We start from the raw sequence: 18,990 nt of genomic DNA, 5'->3' as shown, positions 1-18,990 counted from the left end.
AAAACGGGCCACCCGAAGGTGGCCCCGAAACTGACATCCATTCGATGCCAAACCGTGCAGCGGATCAGCGCGTCTGCACATCCGCATCGATACGGGCATAGCCGCGATTGGCGGTGTCGCCGTCGGCCCCTGCGGAAATGGTCTGCAGGCGCGCGGCGAAACCGTAGGGATCGCCGCCGAGATTGCGCGCCAGCGCCACCGCAAAGTCCATCGTGTCGTTGACCGGCGTGCCGCTGTAGTCCTCGACGAGAACGCGCAGGTCCGGATGCGCGCCGCCCAGCTCGTTGCCGTCGACGGTCGCGCGCGTCTGCGTGATCAGGGCCTGGAGCTGCGATTCGCTGAAGGTCAGCGTCACCGTCTCGCCGGCCCCGACCGGCCCCGCGCCATCGACGCCGCCGGTCAGCGCCCAGTTCAGCAGATCGGCGTTGGCCTGCTCTTCGCTGGCTTCGTTGCGACCGAGGATGTTGCGTTCGAACCAGTTGTAGGACGGTCGATCGGTATCGAGCTCGAAGGCGTAGCTGCGCTCGCCCGGCAGTTCGTTTCCTGCTGCGTCGAAGCGCTGCTCGATGGTCAGCGGTACGTTGCCTCCATAGCTCAGATCGGTGGTCAGTGACCGCGAGCCGTCCGGGTATTCGACCTGCACCGAACTGCCGAGATTGGCCTGCCCGCCGAGCGCCACGCTCAGGCTGTCGTAACCGGCACGAAGCTGGGTCTGCGAGGAATAGTCGATGCGCGAGATCGTGGCGACGTTGGCGACGCCCGCCGTCTCGTGCGCCACCTGTCCGGTCGAATTGAAGTGGGCATACGCGGCCTGGCCTTCGACGCTGGAGATGTCGAACTCGGCGGTCTGCAGGGTCGCGCCGTGCAGCTGGTCCTCGCGGCCTGCCATCACCGACAGATCGCCCGCGCGCAGGCCCACGCCGTTGAAGGCGTTGATCGTTTCGGTCGGGCCGCTGGTCACCCGCACCGTGTCGGCGTCCACGCGCTCGACCGTGTAGCTGACCCCATCGGACTCCTTGACCTTGGTCTCGGTGCCGATCATGCGGAACGAGCCGGCGAGCGCGGTCTCGGCGAACGCGCTGCTGTCGAGCGTGACGCTGCCGCCGACCGGGATCGTCGTCGGGTCGAAGGGATTCACCGCTGCCGCCGCCTCGACGCTGCGGTCCTCCCCGGGCAAGATGACCTTGTAGGTGGATTCGAAACCGGTTGCGGCGCTGGCCTCGACCTCGGCGCCGCCGCGGCCGCCCGCGTTCGCCTCCCCCGACACGCTGACCTGGGTGCCTGTGGTGACCGCAAACGACGTCGTGCCATCGCCGCTGCTTTTCTGCACTTCGACGGAGGACTCGCTGGCCACGCTGATCGACGCGCCGCGACTGCCAGCTGCCGCACCTTCGGCGCGGCTGTTCCCGAGTTGGACCTCCTGCTCGGCGGTGAGCTTCAACGCGGTGCTGTCGGGCTGCCAGGTGATGCTGCCATCGGCTGCCTTGGCGGACACCTTGATGTCGGTGGTGGAGTGGTTCGCATCTCCGCCCTCGACATCGCCACTGGCGCTCATCGGCGAGACGGGGATCTCGATGACATCGCCCGGCTGGATGACATTGCCGCCCTGCGCAGTCGGCGAGACCAGTTGCGGATTGGCCGCGTGGATCGCTTCGGGACTGACCATGTAGCGCTCGGCGAGCGAAGCCACGGTATCGCCGGCCACCACGTTGTGCCGGGTGGGATCGAGCGTAGGTGTGGGGAGGGTCCGCGCAATCGAGCCGCCGCCGTCATGTATTTGCATGTGCACGCGATCCACCTGGTCGTCGTCGAAGAGTCGCGCCATCGGCGCGTACTGCAGATGGTCCTGCATGCCGGACGCGCCGACCTACTGGGGTAAACCCGAGGCCATGCCCCCAGCCTGAACTTCTGTTCATTCGATGACCCCGAAGTGCCGTACCGGTGCGACCTCCCGGGATCGCCCGCCCGCGGCCTGCGATAGAATGGGCGTCCGCCTCGCCGAGGGGCGCTGCGACCGTCACGTGGGTCAACCACGCGCCACACTTCCAGTGCGGCTGTCCACGACGGCCAGGCTCGGCGCGGTGTCCTGCAAACGGCGCCCGTAATCGCGAATGCGCATCCCGCATTCCTGCTACGGAGCACGCAATGAACGCACAACTGAAGACCGAGCGCGTCTTTTCGACCGAGGGCGACTACAAGGTCGCCGACATCTCGCTGGCCGACTGGGGCCGCAAGGAAATCGACATCGCCGAGCACGAGATGCCGGGCCTGATGTCGATCCGCAGGAAGCACGCCGCCACGCTGCCGCTCAAGGGCGTGCGCGTGACCGGTTCGCTGCACATGACCATCCAGACCGCGGTGCTGATCGAAACGCTCAAGGACATCGGCGCCGACGTGCGCTGGGCCTCGTGCAACATCTTCTCGACCCAGGACCACGCGGCCGCCGCGATCGCGGCTACCGGCACGCCGGTGTTCGCGTGGAAGGGCGAGACCCTCGAGGAATACTGGGACTGCACCCTGGAGGCGCTGAGCTTCCCGGACGGCAAGGGCGGCCTGATCGGCCCGGAGCTGGTCGTCGATGACGGCGGCGACGTGACCCTGCTGATCCACAAGGGCTATGAACTCGAGAAGGGCGACGAGAGCTGGGTCAACAGCACCGGCGGCAGCCACGAGGAGCAGGTCATCAAGGCGTTGCTCAAGCGCGTGCGCGCCGAGCGTCCCGACTTCTGGACCCGCACCGTCGCCGAATGGAAGGGCGTCTCGGAAGAGACCACCACCGGCGTGCATCGCCTCTACCAGCTTGCCGAGGCCGGCACGCTGCTGATCCCGGCCATCAACGTCAACGACTCGGTCACCAAGAGCAAGTTCGACAACCTCTACGGCTGCCGCGAGTCGCTGGCCGATGGCCTCAAGCGCGCGATGGACGTGATGCTGGCGGGCAAGGTCGCCGTGGTCTGCGGCTATGGCGACGTCGGCAAGGGCTCGGCCGCCTCGCTGCGTGCCTACGGCGCCCGCGTGATCGTCACCGAGATCGACCCGATCTGCGCCCTGCAGGCGGCGATGGAAGGCTATGAAGTCACCACGATCGAGGAAACCCTCGGCCGCGGCGACATCTATGTCACCACCACCGGCAACAAGGACATCATCCGCCTCGAGCACATGCAGGCGATGAAGGACCAGGCGATCGTCTGCAACATCGGCCACTTCGACAACGAGATCCAGGTCGATGCGCTCTACGGCTCTGGCGCCACGCGTACCAACATCAAGCCGCAGGTCGACAAGTTCACCTTCGCCAATGGCAACAGCATCTTCCTGCTGGCCGAAGGCCGCCTGGTGAACCTTGGTTGCGCCACCGGCCACCCGAGCTTCGTGATGTCGAACTCGTTCGCCAACCAGACGCTGGCGCAGATCGACCTGTGGGCCAACAAGGACAGCTACGAGAAGAAGGTCTACCTGCTGCCCAAGCACCTCGACGAGGAAGTCGCGCGGCTGCACCTGGAGAAGATCGGCGTGAAGCTGACGACGCTGACCAAGGAGCAGGCCGACTACATCGGCGTGCCGGTGGAAGGGCCGTTCAAGCCGGATCACTACCGCTACTGATCGCCTCGCCGGTCACCGCGGTACGGAAAAAGGGCGCCGCAAGGCGCCCTTTTTTTGTGCGTGCGCTCAGCGTACGAAGCGCGAGCAAGACGCCTGCCACAATCGCCGGCGGGCCTCGAACACACGCGCCCCTGCAGGAGTGCGCGCTCGGCCATACCAGTCATTCGGTTGCGAGCGCGGCAACGGTGACTAGAAGCAGCCACGGCCTCCGCCCACTGCGAGCCCCGCTGCGACCGCGAGACAGGCGGACAGGCAAACCACACCGCCCGCGCAAGACCGGAACGGCGCCGCATGGCTCCGTTTCCGTTCTGCCAGGCTCCGGTGCTCAGTCGTCGCGCAGCAACCACCACGCGGCGAGCGCGGCGCCGATACCGACGGCTGCGAGCTTCGTCGGCGACCGACGCACGTCCTCGCACAGTCCTTCCACCACGTTGACGCGGTCGGCGGCGATCAGCATCAGCCAGTGGCCGATGTCGTTCTCGCTGCGCTTGAACGCGGCGCGCCGGATGACGCCGCTCAGCCCCTTGGGCGGCAGGCGCGTGCCGAAAGTGCGCGAATGTTCGGGCCGCTCGACCGATTTGAGGATTTCGACGGTCATCGGCTGCTGCGGCGGTGGATCGCTCCACGGCACATCGAGCCGCGGCGGGGTGCGCTCCATCGGCACCGCCGGGCGGTTTTCCCGCGGCAGGTCTGCGCCCCAGCCGGGGATGTGGGCGAACTTGCTTGCGTTGTCCATGGTCGTCTCCCGTTGGCCGGCCATCACACCGCACCGTGTGCGGAGGGCGGTATCAGCACCGGCTTGATGCAGTTGTCGCGCTTGTTGACGAAGATGTCGTAGGCGTCGGCCACATCCTCCAGCGGAATGCGGTGCGTGATGATGTCCCGCGGCGAAATATGCCCGGCGCGGATGTGCTCGATCAGCCGCGGCAGGTGGCGCTTGACGCTGGCCTGGTTCATGCGCAGCGTCAGCCCCTTGTTCACCGCGTTGCCGATCGGAATCATGTTGAAGGTCGGTCCGTACACGCCGACGATCGAGATGCGCCCGCCCTTGCGCACGCTGTTGATGGCCCAGTGCAGCGCGATCGGCGAGCCGGCCTGCATCAGCGCAATCTTTCCGGTGAAGGTGTGGAACGCACTGCCGCTGGCGTCGCAGCCCACCGCGTCGATGCAGACGTCCGCACCCAGCCAGTCGGTCATCTTCTTCAGATGCGTGGCCATGTCGTCGATCTCGCGGAAGTTCACCGTCTCGCAGTGGGCGAACTTCTTCGCGAACTCCAGGCGGTAGTCCTCGCAGTCGACCACGATCACCCGGCCCGCGCCGAAGAACCACGCGCTCTTGGCGGCGAACAATCCGACCGGGCCGGCACCGAACACAACCACCGTGTCACCCTCGCGGATGTCGCCCATCTCCGCGGCCTGGTAGCCGGTCGGAAACGCATCGGTCAGCAGCACCGCATCCTCGATATGGATGTCGTCGGGAATCACGGTGGGGCCGACATCCGCGAAGGGCACTCGCACGTACTCGGCCTGGCCGCCGTCATAGCCGCCGGCGGTGTGGGTGTAGCCGTAGAAGCCGCCCATCGCGCTGGCTTCGGAATTGACGTTGTGGCAATTGCCGTAGAGCTCCTTCTGGCAGAAGAAGCAGCTGCCGCAGAAGATGTTGAACGGCACCAGCACACGGTCGCCGACCTTGAGGTTGCGCACCGAGGGCCCGACTTCCTCGACGACACCGGTGAACTCGTGGCCGATGATCGACCCGACGCGCGTATCGGGCACCAGGCCGTTGTATATGTGGATATCGGAACCGCAGATGCAGCTGCGGGTCACGCGCACGATCGCGTCGTTGGGATGCTCGATCTCGGGCTCGGCGACGTGAGCGATGCGCATCGTGCGCGGTCGCCGGTAGGTGGTGGCCAGCATTCGATTCTCCGTGGGCGGCGGCGCCGGATTCGGCGGAGGCCAGACCATCGCGCGCCGCATGTGAAAGCGGCGCGGGGATCAGCGAACTTTCGGCAGCGTGTTCAGGGACGCCAGTTGGCGTTGCTGTCCCAGAACTCCACGCTCCGGCGATATGCCTGGCGATCGAGCGGCACGCCGGATCCGCCCTCTTCCACGCCCAGTGCGTTGCGCAGCATCGTGATCGGGGCCATCGGAATCTCCGCCGGTTCCATCGTGTACAGGCAGCCGACGATGCCCCAGTCGCCCTCGATCGGCGTGCCTTCCTTGTCCAGCTGCTGGCGGCTGTAGAGGATCGGAATGAGGAAGCGCGCCACCGGCGCTTCGACGCCCTCGAACCAGCGCACGAGCACCGGCAGTTCGGCCGGGTTGCGGGCTTCGTAGCCGGAGCGCAGCAGATGACGGTTGGCCTCGGTGACCGGAACGGTGAGGCAGCGGGTCGAGGTCCAGTTGCGATGCACGTGCAGCTTGCAGAAGGGCGCGTAGCCGTCGAGAACGGCGAACGGCGCCTCGTCGTTGAGACGCTGCTGGAACTGCGCAGGCGTGCAGTCCTGGATGGCGTTGGCGCGTCCACCGCGGGGAAACAGGCGGGCGCGGGCGAAGGGGGTCATGACGATGGACATGGGGCAATCATTGGAGGATGAAGGAAATTCCGGCCTTGCCGCGCGCGGCAAGGCGCGACGGTATCGCAGTGGGGAGCGCCATGTCGGATCGGATCGCCCGCAGCCTGGGAACCGGAGTGCACCGCGACCGCCGCAGTGGCCGCAACCGCGATTGCCGCAAGCGGACATCCGCGGCTCGTCTGCCATCCCTCGCAGCGACCAGACGCGGTGGCTCGGCACGCCTCCAGTCGGCGATCACGGCGTCGGCGATCGCCCGGCCGGGATGGGGACCGCATCCACAGCGCGCGGATACCAGTCGTGCACCCCTTGTGCAGGATCGTCAGTGGCAAATTAAAATGAATCCATCGCGATAAAGAGATATGATCTCTCCAGATCCGCCAGCGGCGCCGCGCATGATCCCGATCAGTTTCGAGTTCTACCCGCCCAAGACCGACGACCAGCGCACGCAGCTGGATCGCACCGTGAGGAAGCTGGCAGCGCACGCGCCCGAATACGTGACGTGCACGTTCGGCGCCGGCGGCTCCACGCTCAGCCACACGCCCGTGACTGTGCGCCGGCTCAATCAAGAGCATCGTCTCGACGCCGCGCCGCACCTGTCGTGCGTGGGCGGCAGTCGCGAGGAGATCCGCGAGCTGCTCGAGCTCTATCGTGCGATGGGCTGCAACCGGATCGTGGCGCTGCGTGGCGACCTGCCTTCCGGCATGGGCCATCCGGGCGACCTGCGTTATGCCTCGGAACTCGTGGCCTTCATCCGCAGCGAGTTCGGCGATCGGTTCCGCATCGAGGTGGGGTGCTACCCGGAGATCCATCCCCAGGCCGATGATGCGCGCGCGGACCTGGGTCATTTCAAGGCCAAGGTCGATGCCGGCGCCGATGCCGCCATCACCCAGTATTTCTATAACGCGGATGCGTATTTCCACTTCGTCGACAGCGCGCGCCGCGCAGGCGTGGAGGTGCCGATCATTCCGGGGGTCATGCCGATTTCGAACTTCAGCCAACTGCGCCGTTTCTCGGAAGGCTGCGGGGCCGAGATCCCACGCTGGATGCTCCGGCAGATGAGCGCTTACGGTGACGATGTCGATGCGATCCGCGAGCTGGCCGTCGACATCGTGACCCGGCTGTGCGAACGCCTGATCGCCGGCGGTGCGCCGGCACTTCACTTCTACACGCTCAACCTCGCCCGCCCGACCCAGGCAGTGCTGGCGCGCCTGTCCTGAGGCGCGCGTGCCACTGTCGCAGCAGCCGCCCAGCCGCTAGTCTGCACCGATGCCCCACCGATTCCTGACCGCCGTCCTGCTGGCCATCGTGGCCTTGCCGGCGTTGCAGGTGCCGCTCGTCGCCGCGCAGGTCCGACGTTGCACCGGACCCGACGGCGGCACGATCTACACCGACCGCAGTTGCCAGGCCGTCGGCGCGAGCGAGAGTACGCCCCGTCCCGGTGCCGCCACGTCGCATACGCCCCGGTTCAGCTGCCAGCGCCACCTGCGCGGCCTGATCCAGGAACTGGGCTTCGCGATCCACCAGCGCGACACCAATCGCCTGATCGGCCTCTACCACTGGCAGGGCCTGAGCCAGAGCGGCGGTTACCGGATCCTCGACCGCCTGGACGGGATCGCCCAGCGACCGCTGATCGACATCACCGCCCAGCGCCCGGCCCAGCCGGTGTTGGCACAACAGCAGCTCGGGTTCTCGGGCTGGGTCAGCGCGCGCGACATTCCCACCGCAGCGCCCGAGCGCGCGCCCACATCCCTGCGCGTGGACCAGAGCGGCAACGACGGCGGCACCGTACACACGGTGTTCGGCCTGCGCCGCCATCTGGGCTGCTGGTGGCTGAGCCTCTAGCGCGCGCTTCGGGCAGAATCTCCGCTCCATCCTTTGCGAGCGTACCGATGCACTATCCCGAATGGATCTGGCAGAACGGCAGCATCAAGCCGTGGGCCGAGGCCACGACCCATGTCATGTCGCACGCGCTGCACTACGGCTCGTCGGTGTTCGAAGGCATCCGCTGCTACGACACGCCGAGCGGCCCGGCGATCTTCCGCCTGACCGAACACAATCGCCGCCTCTACGCCTCGGCGCGAATCCACGAGATCGAGATTCCCTATGATCTGGACACGCTCAACGCGGCATCGCGCGAGGTGATCCTCAGGAACGGCTTCCGCTCGGCATATCTGCGTCCGGTCGCCTATCGCGGCCTCGGCGGGTTCGGACTGTCGGCCGACACGCCGGTCGATGTCGCCGTCGCGACCTGGCAGATGGGTGCTTATCTCGGCGACGACGTGCTTGAGAACGGCATCGACGCCTGCGTGTCGAGCTGGCAGCGCTTCGCGCCGAACACGATTCCGGCCGGCGCCAAGGCCGGCGGCAATTACCTCTCCGGCCAGCTGGTCGCGCGCGAGGCCCGGCGCCTGGGTTTCGGCGAGGGCATCGCGCTTGCGTCGACGGGCCTGCTCAGCGAAGGCGCGGGTGAGAACCTGTTCCTGGTCTTCGAGGGCGTCCTGCACACCACGCCGGTCAGCGCGGCGCTGCTCAACGGCATCACCCGGCACACGATCATCACCCTCGCCCGCGCCAACGGCATCGAGGTGATCGAGCGCGACCTGCCGCGCGAATATCTGTACCTGTGCGACGAGCTCTTCATGTGCGGCACGGCGGCGGAGATCACCCCGATCCGCTCGGTCGACGGGCGCCAGGTCGGCACCGGCCGCGCGGGCGACGTGACCCGGCGCCTGCAGGACCTGTTCTTCGGCCTGTTCAAGGGCACCACGCCCGACGTACACGGCTGGCTGGAACCGCTGGAGCCGTGAAGGCTTGCCTCGATGCCGGCGTCAGTCCGCCGGCATCGATGGCGCCGGGGGCCGGAACGACAGTGTCGCCACCACGCCGCGGGTCGGACCCGGCACCACGCGCACCTGCCACCCGTACAGGGCGCACAGGCGGCGCACGATCGACAGGCCGATGCCGCCGCCCTGCGAATGCTCGGCATGGGTGCCGCGATAGCCACGTTCGAACAGGCGCGCGGCATCCTCGGCGCTGAGGCCGGGCCCGGAATCGGCCACCTCCACGGCGTGATCGCCCAGGCGCACGACCACTTCGCCCTCGAGGGTGTATTTGATCGCGTTGCCCACCAGGTTGCCGACGGCGACGGTGACCGCCGACTCCGGGGCATCGACGATCAGCGGCCGCGGGCCTGCCTCCAGCCGCAGCGTGAGCGGCTTGCCGCCGAGCTGCCCTCGGTGCGCGTCGAACAACTGCTCGACGACGCGGCCGACATCGGTCGCCCCGTGGCCGCGTTCGTTGCGCGACAGCAACAGCAGTGCACTGATCAGGTCGGTGCACTGCTGCTCGGCGCGCTGGATGCGCAGCAGCCGGGTACGGGTCTTGTCGTCGAGGTCGGGCCGCGACAGCAGCAGCTCCACCGCGCCGCGTATCACCGCCAGCGGTGTGCGCAGTTCATGGCTGACATCGGCGTTGAACTCGCGGTCGCGCTGGACAACTTCGGTCAGCCGGAACGCATAGTCGTCGAGTGCGCTGGCCAGCTGGCCGACCTCGTCGTCCGGGAAATGCGGCGCCAGCGCCTCGGGCATGGAGCTGTCGCCGGATCGGCTCAGGCGTGCCGCCAGCGCCGACACCGGGCTCATGACCCGGGCCGCCGACCACCAGCCGATCAGCAGCGACAGCAGCGACACCAGCACCACCGACCCGAAGATCGCCCGCTGGAACTGCGTCGCGCCGCGCATCGTCTCGCTCATGTCATAGGCGAGGAAGAACCACTCATCGGGCGTCTTGCGCACGGCGAGCTTGTACATGAAGGGCGTGCCATCCTCGTCGATGCCACTGAGGTTGTGGATGCCGTCACCGAGTTCGTACCAGTCGGGCTGCTCACGACGCAGCTCCTCGAAGCGCTCGCGCTTGACCACGCGCGCGCGGATCTGCTCGACGGGAACTGCCGGATTGCGCGCCGGATCCACGTAGTAGCGTCGCGCGTACTCGTCGATGTTGCGGTTCATCAGGTCTTCGACCAGCGTGTTCTCGACGCGGTCGCGCGCTTCCTGGGTCAGGAACGCGAAGATCGTCGTGAGCCCGAGACCGAGCAGCACGAACGACAGGATGATGCGGCTGCGCAGCCGCCTGCGGAAACGGCGGCGACCGCGGGTCCGGGCCGGTCGGCCCGGACTCGATTCAGCTGGCCGCATCGGGAACCGCGATGCGGTAGCCGATCCCGTGGCGGGTCTGGATGTAGGGAACGTCGAAGGGCTTGTCGATCACCGCACGCAGCCCATGGATGTGCACGCGCAGGGAATCGGAATCGGGCAATTCCTCACCCCAGACCCGGGTTTCCAGCTCCTGGCGGGTCACCACGGCCGGGGATGCTTCCATCAGTGACTGCAGGATCTTCAGGGCGGTCGGATTGAGCTGCAGCAGCTTGCCGCCGCGGCGCACCTCCAGGGTGTCGAGGTTGTACTCGACATCCCCCACATCGAGCACGCGCGTGTGGGTGCCCTTGCCCCGCCGCGAAAGCGCGTTGAGGCGCACTTCCACTTCCTGCAGCGCGAACGGCTTGACCAGATAGTCGTCGGCGCCGGAGTCGAAGCCGGCCAGCTTGTTGTCGAGGCTGTCGCGCGCGGTGAGCATCAATACCGGCGTCTGCTTGCGCGCGTCGTTGCGCAGCTTGCGGCAGACCTCGAGACCATCCATGCCAGGCAGGTTGAGGTCGAGCACGATCGCGTCGAAGTCGTGGACTACAGCCAGGTGGAGGCCGGTCACGCCGTCGGCAGCAAAATCGACCGTATGCCCGCGGTCTTCGAGGTAATCCCCGAGATTGGCGGCAATGTCCTGGTTGTCTTCGATAACGAGAATGTGCATTGAAACCTCTTAACGTACATTTATTAGTTCTTCGGATTTTTTCTGGTTCCGCATGAGGTCCTGCGCGTTGTCGCGCTCGCGGTTGCGCTCGGCAACCGTCATGCACCGATTGATGGAACGGTTGGAACCGACCGGCTTTTCGCGCCTGCAGACCAGACGGCTGTCCGCGTGGGCACGGGTCAGCAGGGCGTTGACCCGGCCCTGCTCGTTGAATATCTCGACCCTCGTCAGCTCAGGCAAACGTCCCACGTCCTGCACGTCGCCAAGCAGCCCCGACATCCGGGCGAGCGAGTCTCGCACGATCTGCATATCTTCCGGAGAAATCTCCTTGTAGACCTCTCCGTCGGCCAAGGCCTGGAGGATCGCCTGACGCTGCGCCTCGAACGATCGGCCCAGGTCCACGCCCTTGTCCAGCGCGACTGCATCGTTCGCAGTGACGTTCGCACTCACCGGGCCCAGCGGAAGAAACGCGAGAAGAACCGGAAGCATCCACTTGCACATGCGACAACTCCTGTAATCGAACGACGTTCGCACACCGCGGCCGCGTTGCAATCCTCCCGATTCTGCCTGTAGGGCCTGGACGGGACAATGATTGCCGCTGCGTCCACAAAAAGACCCGGGCGAAGGATCGCCCGGGTCGAAGGTGTTGCCCCGATTGCCGTCATCCGCTAAGTCCCCGGCGAACCGGGGTGGAGAGAGCGCTAGCGCATTCCGGACATGCAGGCTACGCGCGCCACCGTCGAAATAAGGTAAGAAATCGTTCAACTTCCGTTGGCCGGAGGCTGCCGGCCGCGGCGGCCGCCTGCGCGGCCCCGGACATGAGCCGCGAGGTGATCGACGATGCCACCGGCGATGTCGTCACAGGTGGCCGCCTCGATGCCCTCGAGACCTGGGGAGGCGTTGACCTCGAGCACCAGCGGGCCACGCTCGGAGCGGATGAGATCCACCCCGGCGATACCCAGACCGATCACCTGGGCCGCGCGCACGGCGACCGCACGCTCCTCGGGCGTGGTGTCGACCGGCGTCGCAGTCCCGCCGCGATGGAGGTTGGAGCGGAAGTCGCCCGGCGGCGCCTGCCGCTGCATCGCTCCGATCACACGGTCACCGACCACGAAACAACGCAGGTCGGCGCCCTGCGCCTCGGCGATGAACTCCTGCACCACGAAGCTCGCATACAGCCCCCGCAGTGCTTCAACGACGCCGCGCGAGGCCGAGGGCTTTTCGGTGAGCATCACGCCCGCACCCTGGCTGCCCTCGTTGAGCTTGATCACGTGCGGCGGCGGGCCCAGCATCGCCAGCAGGTCGTCGGTGTCGTCCGGGTTGTCGCCGAACACCGTGACCGGCAGGCCGAGGCCCTCGGCGGCGAGCAGTTGCTGGCAGCGCAGCTTGTCGCGCGCGCGCGCGAACGCCGCCGAGGGATTCGGCGCGAAGGTGCCCATCAGTTCGAACTGGTGCAGCACCGCGCAGCCGTAGCGCGTCACCGACGCTGCAAAGCGGGGAATCACGGCGTCGTAGTCGACGATCGGCTTGCCCTTGTAGCGCATCGAGACGCCCTCGCTGCCGATGCGCATGTAGCAGCGCAACGGATCGAGCACGCGCACCGAATGCCCGCGCGCGCGCGCCGCCTCGACCAGGCGCCGCGTGGAATAGAGCCTGGTGTTGCGGGAGAGGATCGCGAGCTTCATCGAATCACCGGTAGGGCGCATGCCCGAGGACAGCCGCCAACGAAAAGCGGCGACACCAGTTTCATTGGTGTCGCCGCCGGATGCAGCTGGAACGTGGAGCGGGTGATGGGAATCGAACCCACGCTAGCAGCTTGGGAAGCTGCAGTTCTACCATTGAACTACACCCGCGCGAGATGCCCAGTCTATGCTGCGGCCGCGCGCGTTGGCAACGCCGCCGAAGTGACGGCGGCGTTGCGCGCCCGGATCAGAAGCCCGCGCCGATCGTCGCGAAGAAGGTCGTGTTGCTGCCGGCCTTCTGCCCCACCGTCAGACTCGCGCCGACGTTGGCATCCAGCCCGAACAGACGGGCCTGGGTGCCCAGCGTCGCGGTCGCGTAGCTGTCGTCATAGCCGCGTGCCGGCACGGCATAGGGCAGCGTCGACGGCAGCGACTGGGCCTGCGCGAAGGCCTCGGCCGGGGCGTCCTCGAATTCGCGGTCGACGGTGAGACGCGCGTAGGGGCGGAGCGCATCGCTGGCGGCATACGCGATCTGCCAGCCGGCGCTGCCGACCAGCGAGTCGATGTCCTGTGCCGGATAGGCCAGCGAGCTCGACAGCGTGGGCTCGCTCTCGGCGAACCCGTCGAGCTTGATGCGCTGGCCAACCAGCGACAGCACCGGGCCGTGCTGCAGCGCGCCCTCGCCGAAGTTCCATCCTGCGGCGATCGCTGCCGTCGTGTTGCTGCCGTCGGCCTGGCCACGATGCAGACGGGTGACCGGACCGATCTGCACGGTGCGGTCGGAGTCGACGTCCAGCCAGGTGTAGCTGAGCTGGGCATTGACCCACGCGCCGCCGTCGACGCGCCAGCCGATGAAGGCGCCGGCCGTGGTCTCGGCCTGATCCCAGCTGCCGCGGCGCATGCCCCAGTCGTTACCCTGCTTGCCGTAGCCGATGAAGCCGCCGAACGTCGTGGCGCCCGGCGTCCAGTCGAGCCCCGCGGTCACCGCCGGGCCGACACCGTCATAGGCATCGCCATGATCGTAGCGCTGCATGTCGGCGCGCACGTCCGTCCACCAGCTGCGGCCCTCGCCACGGGCCGGCGCCAGGCTCAGGCGGCTGTTGATCCGGTCCGCCCGGGCGCGGCCGGTCATCGCCGCCGACTGCGGCAGGACCGCGATCTGCTGCGGGCCATCGATCATGGCAATTGCAAGGTCGGCGATCATCTCGTTGGCGCGCGCCGCCGGATGCACGCCATCGGCGAACAGGTACGAATCCGCAGCGGACGGCGTCACATAGGAATTGGGATTACAGAAAAGCGAGGAATCCCCGGCAGGCGCAGGCTGGGTGCGGCATGCCGGCGAGGTCACGTTGGCGAAGCCGTACAGCGCCGGCGCGGCCGAGACTTCCTGCAGGAAGCGGAAGGCGTCCACCGGGATCACCCGCAGCCCCTGGCTTGCGAGCCCGCCGTAGAGGGCAGCGTTATAGGTGCTCGCGAGCTGGGTGCCGGCCGCCATCGCCGCGGCGCCGCCGGCGCGCGACTGCGGGGTGAGGCCCAGATCGGGGATCGCCGGCACGACGACGTAGCGCGCGCCTGCGTTCTGCAACGCAGCGACCAGACCGACCTGCGCGGTCACCGCCGCGCCGATGATCTGCTGGGCCTGGGCGGGGGCCGCGGAGACTGCGAACAGATCGTTTGCGCCGCCCCAGACGCTGTAGAGCGCGTCGGCATCCGCGCGCCCGCCGTTGGCGGCCAGATAGCGGCTCACCTGGGTCCGCAGCGATGGCACGCTGCCCAGCGCAGTCGCGGTATCGACCGCAATGCGCGCACCGCCGACCGCGTAGTTGTCGCCGCTCTGACCGTTGCCGTTGGGGGTTGCCCGCGTGCCGTAGCGGTCGGCGACGTATTCGGCCCAGGTCAGGCCCGGATTGGTGGTGAAACGTCCGAGGATCGCGCCTTGCGGGCCGAGCAGCTGAGGTTGCGTCAGCACCGGCCGGAAGTAGCCCGAATCGGTCAGGCTGTCGCCGAAGAACACGGTGCGGGAGAACGTCTCGGCAGCGAAAGCAGGACCGGCGGCAGCAGCAACGATTGCCACGGCAAGGGCGGCACGGATGGGCCTGAACGACATCGGGGGAGCTCTCCTGGAAATTCCGGCCGGGGACGATCCACCGGGCCGGGCGCGGCGCGGACCACGGCCGCGTCGGGCGCGGATGATCCCACGCGTATTCACCCGCGGCACGCCGCACTGCCGCACGGATGCGCCGAACAAGCGAAGCGGCGACAATTGCCCCATGGACATCCGACTCAACGGCGAGGAACTCGCCATCGAAGCCGGCAGCACGGTCTCCGCGCTGCTCGAGCAGCAGGGCCTGACGGGCCGCCGCGTCGCCGTGGAGGTCAACGGCGAGATCGTGCCGCGCGGGCGCCATGACACCCATGTAATCACCGAAGGGGATGCGGTCGAGATCGTCCACGCCCTGGGTGGCGGCTGAGCGGAACGCGCGACGCGACGCTCAGCAGGTCTTTGCGCCCCTGAGGCAGTTGCCCTGCCGAGGCGCCAGGCGCTGCCTGGCGCACGCCACCCTGCCAACCGCTCTCGCCTGGCCCCAATGGGCTGCCGACCGCAGCCGGCCAGCCTCTTCGTGGGCGAAGCGATCGGCCCGCGGTTGCGCCATCGCACGGCCGCCTGTTCACGTGCTCCGCGCGCAGCCGTGTCCGCATCGGCGATAATCCCCCAATGACCACCGCTCCCAATGCAGATGCCGGCCTCGTCATCGCCGGCAAGACCTATTCCTCCCGCCTGCTCACCGGCACCGGCAAGTTCAAGGATCTCGACGAGACGCGCCTGGCCACCGAGGCTGCGGGCGCACAGATCGTCACCGTCGCGATCCGGCGCACGAACATCGGCCAGAACCCGGGCGAGCCCAATCTGCTCGACGTGCTGCCGCCGGACCGCTACACCATCCTGCCCAACACTGCAGGCTGCTATACCGCCGAAGACGCGGTACGCACCTGCCGCCTGGCACGCGAGCTGCTCGACGGCCACAACCTGACCAAGCTCGAAGTGCTGGGCGACCAGCGCACGCTGTTCCCCGACGTCGTGCAGACGCTCAAGGCCGCCGAGCAGCTGGTCAGGGACGGCTTCGACGTCATGGTCTATACCTCCGACGATCCGATCCTGGCCAAGCGGCTGGAGGAGATCGGCTGCGCCGCGGTGATGCCGCTGGCCGCACCGATCGGCTCGGGCCTCGGCATCCAGAACAAGTACAACCTCATCGAGATCGTCGAAAACGCCAAGGTGCCGATTATTGTCGACGCCGGCGTGGGCACCGCGTCCGACGCCGCGATCGCGATGGAACTGGGCTGCGACGGCGTGCTGATGAATACCGCGATCGCCGGCGCGCGCAATCCCGTGCTGATGGCCAGCGCGATGCGCAAGGCGGTCGAGGCCGGTCGCGAGGCGTTCCTTGCCGGTCGCATTCCGCGCAAGCGCTTCGCCAGCGCGTCCTCGCCGGTCGACGGCCTGGTCGGCTGATCGCGGCGCGATGACCAACCCGTTTTCCAGCGAAGGCGCCAAGGCCCCGCCCAAGCCGTTCACGGCTGTCGAAGGCCGGCGCGAAATCCGCAGCTTCGTGCTGCGCCAGGGGCGGTTCACGCCCGCGCAGCAGCGCGCATTCGATGACGCCTGGCCGAAGTTCGGGCTGGACTACCAGGGAACGCCGCGTGATTTCGATGCCGCCTTCGGCCGCAGCGCGCCGCGTATCGTCGAGATCGGCTTCGGCAACGGCGCGGCGCTGCGGCACTCGGTGCGGATGGATCCCGCGCGTGACCACATCGGTATCGAGGTGCATGCGCCCGGCGTGGGGCGGGTGCTGAATGCACTTGCCGAGGACGGCAACGACAACGTCCGCGTGTACCACCACGACGCGGTCGAAGTGCTGGAGCACGAGATCGGCGACGGCGCGCTCGACGAGATCCGCATCTACTTCCCCGATCCCTGGCACAAGAAGCGGCACAACAAGCGTCGGCTGGTGAAGCCCGAGTTCGCGGCGCTGCTGGTGCGCAAGCTCGCGCCCGAAGGACGCCTGCATCTGGCGACCGACTGGGCCGACTACGCCGAACAGATGTGGGATGTGCTCGACGCGGCGCCGGGACTGCGCAACCGCGCCGGCTCGCGTGGCCATGTGCCGCGTCCTCCGTGGCGGCCACAGACCCATTTCGAGACGCGCGGACAGAAGCTCGGACACGGCGTCTGGGACCTGCTCTACGACCGCGTCGCAGACGGCGCCAGCGGACAGTAGTGTCGTGATACGGGCCCCTGGACGCCGGGTTCGACATCCGCTGCACGCGGCGCCGCGCAGTCTGTTGCCGATGGCCTGCGCCCGGAACGCCTCACGCTCCGCTCTCCGCCCGCACGGTGCGCGACGCTGATGGACACCGCGCTCGCGCTCACCACGGACATGAAGATCGTACTGGCCCTCGTCGGTCTGACGATGGTGCTGTTCGTATTCCAGCGCGTACGCGCCGACCTGGTCGCACTGGTGGTGCTGGTGATGCTGGGGCTGACCGGGCTGGTGGCGCCCGAGGACGTGTTCAACGGCTTCTCCTCGAACGCGACGATCAGCGTGATCGCGACGATGATCCTCGGCATGGGTCTGGACCGGACCGGCGCGCTCAACCGGCTCGCGGGCTGGCTGCTGCGCCGCTCCAAGGGCATGGAGCAGCGCCTGCTCCTGCTGACCGCCGGCATTGCCGGCCTGAACTCGTCCGTGATGCAGAATCCCTCCGTCATGGCCTTGTACATGCCGGTCGCCGCGCGACTCGCCTCGCGCTCGGGCCTGCGGCTGGCGCAGATGCTGCTGCCGATCTGCGTGGCGATCGTCATGGGCGGCACCCTGACGATGGTGGGCAGCTCGCCGCTGATCCTGCTCAACGACCTGCTGACCGCGGCCAATGCCAACCTGCCTTCGGGCGCGGCGACGCTGGAATCGCTGAACATGTTCGCGCCGCTGCCGATCGGTCTGGTGCTGCTGGCCTCGGGCCTGGCGTATTTCCACTTCCGGGGCCACGACCAGCTGCGAGAGCTCGAGGATGGCAGCGAAGGCAACGTGACTCCCGCACGGACGCAGAGCTATTTCGCCAGCGCCTACGGGATCGAGGGCGACGTCTACGAACTGGTGGTCACCGCGGAAAGCCCGATGGTCGGCATGACCTTCGGCGAGGCCGAGGCGATCCATGATGCGCCGGTGCTGCTGGCGCTCAAATCCGAGAACGAGTCGCGGCTGGCGCCGCCGGCGGATGCGCGCATCTGGGTGGGCAGCGTGATCGGCGCGATGGGCCAGCGCCAGCAGGTCGCCGACTTCGCCCAGAACCAGTTCCTGCGCATGAGCACGCGGCTGCGCAATTTCGGAGATCTGTTCAATCCCAGCCGCGCCGGGATCGCCGAGGCCGTGGTGCCGCCGACCTCCAAGTTCATCGGCAAGTCGGCGACGGAGCTGAACCTGCGCAAGGAATACGGCGTGCGCCTGCTGGCGATCAACCGCGACAAGGAAGTGATCCGCGACAACGTGCGGACCATGCCGCTGCGCGCCGGCGACATGCTGGTGCTGCACAGCATCTGGCAGGACCTCGCCAAGACCGCGAAGTCGCTCGACTTCATCATCGTCACCGACTACCCCAAGGGCGAGCAGCGCCCGCACAAGTTCAAGGTCGCGATGGCGATCTTCGCGGTGACCCTGCTGATCGCGCTGTCGTCACGGGTACCGACCTCGGTCGCCCTGATGACCGGCGTGGCCGGCATGCTGGTATTCGGCGTGCTGAAGATGGACGAGGCCTACAGCGCGATCAACTGGAAGACGGTGTTCCTGATGGCCTGCCTGATCCCGCTGGGCTGGGCGATGGATTCCAGCGGCGCGGCGGCGTGGGTCGCCGGCCACACGATCGAGCGCCTGCCCAGCGGCCTGCCGATCTGGGTGCTGGAAATCGCCGTCGCACTGCTGACCGCGGCGTTCTCGATGGTGATCAGCCACGTGGGCGCGACGATCGTCGTGGTGCCGCTGGCGATCAACCTCGCGCTGGCGGTGGGCGGCAACCCGACCGCGTTCGCGCTGATCGTCGCGCTGTCGGCCTCGAACAATTTCGTCACCCAGTCCAATCCGGTGATGTCGATGATCATCGGTCCAGCCGGCTACAAGGCGCGCGAGCTGTGGAAGATCGGTGTGCCGATCTCGCTGATCTACACCGCGATCGTCGTGACGATGGTCAATCTGCTGTTCTGATCCGGT

General features: G+C 67.5%; 17 protein-coding genes, 1 tRNA gene and 1 riboswitch. Of the genes, 8 read left to right on the top strand and 10 right to left on the bottom strand.

The annotated features are described in order from the left end of the window. Positions 1–64: 64 nt before the first annotated feature. Positions 65–1,852 carry a LysM domain-containing protein gene (locus EGK76_RS01800; protein ID WP_123831419.1) on the bottom strand — a complete coding sequence of 596 codons (1,788 nt, stop codon included), beginning with the start codon at positions 1,850–1,852 and terminating at the stop codon, positions 65–67. A 142-nt stretch (positions 1,853–1,994) separates the two neighbouring features. Then, a riboswitch (S-adenosyl-L-homocysteine riboswitch) is annotated at positions 1,995–2,108 on the top strand. A 37-nt stretch (positions 2,109–2,145) separates the two neighbouring features. Between EGK76_RS01800 and ahcY the strand changes: the two genes are divergently transcribed. Beyond that, positions 2,146–3,600: an adenosylhomocysteinase gene (gene ahcY / locus EGK76_RS01795; protein WP_096299661.1), complete on the top strand. Its 1,455-nt coding sequence runs from the start codon at positions 2,146–2,148 to the stop codon at positions 3,598–3,600. Between the two features lie 325 nt (positions 3,601–3,925). Here the strand turns inward: ahcY and EGK76_RS01790 are convergent, their stop codons facing one another. The 3 genes from EGK76_RS01790 to EGK76_RS01780 all read right to left on the bottom strand — a co-directional run bounded on the left by EGK76_RS01790 (position 3,926) and on the right by EGK76_RS01780 (position 6,179). After that, a complete protein-coding gene (locus EGK76_RS01790; protein WP_123831418.1) occupies positions 3,926–4,336 on the bottom strand; it encodes a hypothetical protein in 411 nt (136 codons plus the stop codon). 23 nt (positions 4,337–4,359) lie between these two features. Next, positions 4,360–5,520, bottom strand: a complete 1,161-nt coding sequence (locus EGK76_RS01785; protein WP_123831416.1) for a zinc-dependent alcohol dehydrogenase — start codon at positions 5,518–5,520, stop codon at positions 4,360–4,362. A gap of 101 nt (positions 5,521–5,621) precedes the next feature. Then, positions 5,622–6,179 (bottom strand): DUF3228 family protein, encoded by a 558-nt coding sequence (locus tag EGK76_RS01780; protein WP_096299667.1) that lies wholly within the window; start codon positions 6,177–6,179, stop codon positions 5,622–5,624. A gap of 392 nt (positions 6,180–6,571) precedes the next feature. Between EGK76_RS01780 and metF the strand changes: the two genes are divergently transcribed. The 3 genes from metF to EGK76_RS01765 are packed head-to-tail and all read left to right on the top strand — an operon-like array spanning position 6,572 to position 8,986. Continuing rightward, on the top strand, positions 6,572–7,396 hold the full coding sequence (gene metF, locus EGK76_RS01775; RefSeq protein ID WP_096299669.1) for a methylenetetrahydrofolate reductase [NAD(P)H]: 825 nt from the start codon (positions 6,572–6,574) through the stop codon (positions 7,394–7,396). Positions 7,397–7,445: 49 nt separating this feature from the next. Continuing rightward, positions 7,446–8,021: a hypothetical protein gene (locus tag EGK76_RS01770; protein ID WP_096299671.1), complete on the top strand. Its 576-nt coding sequence runs from the start codon at positions 7,446–7,448 to the stop codon at positions 8,019–8,021. Between the two features lie 47 nt (positions 8,022–8,068). Continuing rightward, positions 8,069–8,986 (top strand): branched-chain amino acid transaminase, encoded by a 918-nt coding sequence (locus EGK76_RS01765; RefSeq protein WP_096299673.1) that lies wholly within the window; start codon positions 8,069–8,071, stop codon positions 8,984–8,986. Between the two features lie 21 nt (positions 8,987–9,007). On the opposite strand, the gene EGK76_RS01760 is transcribed toward EGK76_RS01765, so the two are convergent. The 6 genes from EGK76_RS01760 to EGK76_RS01735 all read right to left on the bottom strand — a co-directional run bounded on the left by EGK76_RS01760 (position 9,008) and on the right by EGK76_RS01735 (position 14,834). Then, positions 9,008–10,375, bottom strand: a complete 1,368-nt coding sequence (locus EGK76_RS01760; protein WP_096299675.1) for a HAMP domain-containing sensor histidine kinase — start codon at positions 10,373–10,375, stop codon at positions 9,008–9,010. After that, a complete protein-coding gene (locus EGK76_RS01755) occupies positions 10,362–11,045 on the bottom strand; it encodes a response regulator transcription factor (protein WP_096299677.1) in 684 nt (227 codons plus the stop codon). Before EGK76_RS01755 ends, EGK76_RS01760 begins: the two co-directional genes overlap by 14 nt. Positions 11,046–11,054: 9 nt before the next feature. After that, on the bottom strand, positions 11,055–11,546 hold the full coding sequence (locus EGK76_RS01750; protein ID WP_096299678.1) for a hypothetical protein: 492 nt from the start codon (positions 11,544–11,546) through the stop codon (positions 11,055–11,057). Between the two features lie 260 nt (positions 11,547–11,806). Continuing rightward, positions 11,807–12,730, bottom strand: a complete 924-nt coding sequence (gene rimK, locus EGK76_RS01745; protein ID WP_123831415.1) for a 30S ribosomal protein S6--L-glutamate ligase — start codon at positions 12,728–12,730, stop codon at positions 11,807–11,809. A 94-nt stretch (positions 12,731–12,824) separates the two neighbouring features. Then, positions 12,825–12,898 (bottom strand) — tRNA-Gly (locus EGK76_RS01740). Between the two features lie 76 nt (positions 12,899–12,974). Next, a complete protein-coding gene (locus tag EGK76_RS01735) occupies positions 12,975–14,834 on the bottom strand; it encodes an autotransporter domain-containing protein (RefSeq protein ID WP_123831413.1) in 1,860 nt (619 codons plus the stop codon). 163 nt (positions 14,835–14,997) lie between these two features. Here EGK76_RS01735 and thiS point away from each other — a divergent pair, with 163 nt between their 5' ends. The 4 genes from thiS to EGK76_RS01715 all read left to right on the top strand — a co-directional run bounded on the left by thiS (position 14,998) and on the right by EGK76_RS01715 (position 18,984). Continuing rightward, entirely contained in the window at positions 14,998–15,198 is a 201-nt protein-coding gene (gene thiS, locus EGK76_RS01730; RefSeq protein WP_096299684.1) for a sulfur carrier protein ThiS, read from the top strand. 245 nt (positions 15,199–15,443) lie between these two features. After that, a complete protein-coding gene (locus EGK76_RS01725; protein WP_123831411.1) occupies positions 15,444–16,241 on the top strand; it encodes a thiazole synthase in 798 nt (265 codons plus the stop codon). Positions 16,242–16,251: 10 nt separating this feature from the next. After that, the gene (gene trmB, locus EGK76_RS01720; RefSeq protein WP_123831409.1) at positions 16,252–17,007 is read left to right on the top strand and encodes a tRNA (guanosine(46)-N7)-methyltransferase TrmB; all 756 of its coding nucleotides are present in this window, start codon (positions 16,252–16,254) and stop codon (positions 17,005–17,007) included. Between the two features lie 129 nt (positions 17,008–17,136). Then, a complete protein-coding gene (locus EGK76_RS01715; protein WP_096299690.1) occupies positions 17,137–18,984 on the top strand; it encodes an SLC13 family permease in 1,848 nt (615 codons plus the stop codon). Positions 18,985–18,990: the final 6 nt, after the last annotated feature.

This window comes from Luteimonas sp. 100069 (assembly GCF_003813845.1).
Classification (GTDB): domain Bacteria; phylum Pseudomonadota; class Gammaproteobacteria; order Xanthomonadales; family Xanthomonadaceae; genus Luteimonas; species Luteimonas chenhongjianii.
The sequence above is the reverse complement of the archived record's forward strand: the minus strand, read 5'-3'. Positions and strand labels throughout refer to the sequence as shown.